Consider the following 4,041-nt stretch of genomic DNA (forward strand, 5'->3'; position numbering starts at 1 on the left):
AACCGATGAATCTTTTGCTGCTAATATCTATCTGGCTGCAACAATAATCAATTTGCGTTAATTGTCAACACACCCTAGTAACATCGACATTAATACCTGACCTAATAATATCAAACCTGTAAAAACCATAAATCCTAGTTTGGGTGCAGCATAAATGCTGATACTGATTGCATAGACACCCAGAAAACCGCCAAGCCATAACCAAAGTGGAATAGTGCTAAGATGCGATACACTCAAGTAGTGCAAGGTCGATTTTTGCCAACCATCAATCAATGCAATCACCAGCAAACACAATGTACCGATAAAAAAGGAAATCAATGCAGCTTGAATCGGACTGCCCATTTGATCACGCAGGCTAGTATTGATTGCAGTTTGTGTCACCATCGCCACACCAATCAACGCTGTGAGAATAAAAGGGATAATATTACTGAGCATAATCATTTCAAGCCTTTTTAATAGTCTTACAGTATAAAACAAATGCTACTGAATACCATGAAAATTTACATAAATCATCTGCCAATAACGTGTCTATGCTATACTTTATCACGTTTTTAAGTATAGATTTTATCCACCATGTCAGCACTTATCGCCAATATTCCTTTGTCACTTTATATCCATGTGCCGTGGTGTATCAAAAAATGCCCTTATTGTGATTTTAACTCGCATCAAATCCCCTACGCTGGCTTAGATTTGACAATACAGCAACAGTATTTACAAGCATTATTGGCGGATTTTCGCAGTCAATTGGATTGGGTGCAAGGTAGAAAAATCCATAGCGTGTTTATTGGTGGTGGTACGCCATCATTGATTAGTGGTGCTGGCTATCAATGGCTATTTTCACAATTAAAACAATATGTTAAATTTGAAAACAACGCAGAAATTACTTTGGAAGCCAATCCTGCTACGGTTGAGCATGACCCTTTTGAAAGCTATTTAGATGCAGGCATTAACCGCTTGTCATTAGGTGTACAGACGTTCCACGTGGAACATTTAAAAAAATTAGGGCGTATTCACACACCTGAACATGCCCAAAATGCCATTTATCAAGCCAAACAAGCAGGCTTTCAACGTCTTAATGTGGATTTGATGCATGGCTTACCTGAACAAAATCAAGCACAAGCCTTGTTTGATTTGCAAGCTGCGATTGATGCAGGGGCAACGCATTTGTCATGGTATCAATTGACCATCGAGCCGAATACCGTATTTTATCGCAATCAACCTATTTTACCGCAAGATGAAATGTTGGCAGATATTCAAGATGCCGGCGAGCAATTGTTGCGAGATCATGGCTTTGTGCAATATGAAGTATCGGCATGGCGTAAAGAATTGCCAAGTCAGCATAATCTTAATTATTGGCAATTTGGTGATTATTTGGCGATTGGGGCAGGGGCACATGGCAAAGTGACCTTAGCGGATGGCATTTATCGTTTTCAAAAAACACGTTTACCCAAAGATTATTTGGATAAAATCCCTGCACCGCATCTGAATATGACCGCGATACAAGTAGATGATTTGCCTTTTGAATTTATGATGAATGCCTTGCGGTTGAATGATGGTGTAGCAAGTGGATTGTATGCACAGCGTACAGGCTTGAATTTACAGGGTTTACAGCCGATTTTACAAGATTTACGAGCCAAAAAATTATTGCAAAATGATGATAATCGTCTTGCGACCACTGAGCTTGGACAAAGGTATTTAAATAGTGTGTTGGATGCTTTTTTATAGAAATGTCTAAAAAGGAGGCTAGTTGTTACAAAATATGTGAAAGTGTTACAAAATATTTACTTACAATTTGCAATATCTTGCCTATGATTTGTCCATAATGACAACCATACTTAGGAGAAATCATTATGCAAAAACAAATGGTCAATATGCCAACATCCGCTTATGTTGGTGCATCATGGGCGGTGTTGATGATTGGTGTAATCAGCTTTTGGTTGGTTTATGGAATGCATCCATGCAATTGAATGAAAAAGGCTATTATTTGGCGGTATTGGTATTAGGATTATATGCGGCGATTAGTTTGCAAAAGACCGTGCGTGATCGTGCAGAGGATATTCCTGTATCAAACTTATATTATATGATTAGTTGGTCTGCATTAATCATTTCGATATTATTGATCACGATTGGATTGTGGAATGCGACATTATTACTCAGTGAAAAGGGCTTTTATGCTTTGTCATTTACCATGAGTGCTTTTGCGGTGATTACCGTTCAGAAGAATATTCGTGATATGCAAAATGCACAAAACGCTCAACAGCAAATATTTTCTACTTATCAAAATGATATGGATGAAAATAAAGTTGAATAGAAAGAATGATTTGATAATGTTATTTTACAGATAAACGCTTTATCATAAAGCATTTATTTATTTTGATTACTATCTCTAAACAACCGCTATCTACTGTACCTGACTATTTTGTAAAGCCCTTGGATGCAACCCCCCCAAAAGATATTCACGACATTTATTATCGTATGACCATGATGCTGCTATAGAAAAGTATTGCTCTCCGTTATCTGTTCCAGAGTTAAGATTAATGGCGATTTCGTTATCACAATATAGCTCCCTCTCTTTAAGAATAATCAAGTTTTTTTGTTTAATATTATTAAATATCTGGTTTCTATTGTCATGCCTAAAACTTCTTCGTATATAGATATTTCCTATACCACCTTTATTTATATAAAAATCCTTATAGTAATTATGATTATAGTTTGTCAGTTCATCGAGTAATTTATTTAATTTTTCCTTATCTGGTCGCTGAAAATTATCTTTTTTAAGAAGATAAGGATCTTCTTGTTTAATTCTTTTTGAAGAATAATATCCCATTATCATCCCTGATACACAAATGATAACCATGATACTGATAAAGATAGCGCGAATAATTTTAAATAGCTTTGTGAGCGTGTGATTTATATTTAACCAATTAAGCTACCACTTTTTATCCGAAAATAATTTGGTATACAGCTTTTGCACCACGTTAAGTTTTTTGGTGTCACTTACCGCAGCTTTTGAGCTTGGGAATAAATTAAATCCGATAGACATCAAACGGTTATTGATTTCAGGGGCGATGGCATAAGTGAGCGATGCCAAACGCCCAAGATTGGTCGCTACACTGCGTGGACATTTCACAATCGCATACGCCACCAATTCCGCTGCCTGTTCTGGCGAAAGCGTTGGCACATAATTATATAACTTGGTCGGGGCAATCATCGGTGTACGCACCAAAGGCATATAGACCGATGTAATGGCGATTTTATGCTGACGTACTTCGGCTGATAAACAGCGACTAAATGCATCTAAAGCGGCTTTTGATGCCACATAAGCCGAAAAACGTGTCGCATTTGCAAGTACACCAATCGAACTGATATTAATAATCTGACCATTTTTACGGTCTATCATATGTGGTAATAAATTCAACACCAAACGTACTGCACCAAAATAATTGAGCTGCATGGTGCGTTCAAAATCATGAAAACGATCTAAAGACTCATGCACTGCACGACGAATTGAACGCCCTGCATTATTAATTAAAATATCAATGTGACTGCCTTCATCTAAAATTTGCTGTGATACTGCATCAATCGATGCCATATCATTCATATCACAAATATAATAGCTTGCCTGTCCACCATTGGCTTGAATTTCGGCTTGAGCTTGTTGTAATTTGTCTTCGCTACGTGCCAATAAAATCACTTTCGCACCCACACTAGCGAGCATTTTCGCTGTGGTCAGTCCAATACCGCTCGATGCACCTGTAATTAAAATATTTTTGCCTTGTACGGTTTGTTGTAGGCGTTGCTTTTGTTGCGCTTTCATAGCCACATCCTGCGAAATCAGACAAATAAGAAAGTAGAAACATATACGATAAATAGCATCATCAATACGACTAGTCGTCATACTATAATTTGCTGACTCAAAGTATATGTCTCTGTATCGAATAAAACAAGATGAATTAGCTTATACTTTAGGGCGTGTTGACAATTAACGCAAATTGATTATTGTTGCAGCCAGATAGATATTAGCAGCAAAAGATTCATCGG

Annotated in this window: 4 protein-coding genes and 1 pseudogene; 2 read left to right on the forward strand and 3 right to left on the reverse strand. The window is 37.2% G+C overall.

Features of this window, described 5'->3' with window-relative positions; all coding sequences use genetic code 11:
• Positions 1–75: 75 nt before the first annotated feature.
• A pseudogene (locus tag ACEYX7_RS10670) lies at positions 76–441 on the reverse strand (DMT family transporter); the annotation flags it as partial.
• A 132-nt stretch (positions 442–573) separates the two neighbouring features.
• Between ACEYX7_RS10670 and hemW the strand changes: the two are divergent.
• Together hemW and yiaA are read left to right on the forward strand one after the other, a co-directional pair.
• Positions 574–1,725: a radical SAM family heme chaperone HemW gene (gene hemW / locus ACEYX7_RS10675; protein WP_374805452.1), complete on the forward strand. Its 1,152-nt coding sequence runs from the start codon at positions 574–576 to the stop codon at positions 1,723–1,725.
• Between the two features lie 232 nt (positions 1,726–1,957).
• On the forward strand, positions 1,958–2,311 hold the full coding sequence (gene yiaA / locus ACEYX7_RS10680; RefSeq protein WP_374807029.1) for an inner membrane protein YiaA: 354 nt from the start codon (positions 1,958–1,960) through the stop codon (positions 2,309–2,311).
• 90 nt (positions 2,312–2,401) lie between these two features.
• Here yiaA and ACEYX7_RS10685 read toward each other — a convergent pair whose 3' ends face one another.
• A complete protein-coding gene (locus ACEYX7_RS10685) occupies positions 2,402–2,827 on the reverse strand; it encodes a hypothetical protein (RefSeq protein WP_374900555.1) in 426 nt (141 codons plus the stop codon).
• A 102-nt stretch (positions 2,828–2,929) separates the two neighbouring features.
• Positions 2,930–3,817: an SDR family NAD(P)-dependent oxidoreductase gene (locus ACEYX7_RS10690; protein ID WP_374900556.1), complete on the reverse strand. Its 888-nt coding sequence runs from the start codon at positions 3,815–3,817 to the stop codon at positions 2,930–2,932.
• Positions 3,818–4,041: the final 224 nt, after the last annotated feature.

The sequence above is a fragment of the Hubeiibacter jixunmingi genome (assembly GCF_041928215.1).
Taxonomy (GTDB): Bacteria; Pseudomonadota; Gammaproteobacteria; order Pseudomonadales; family Moraxellaceae; genus Acinetobacter.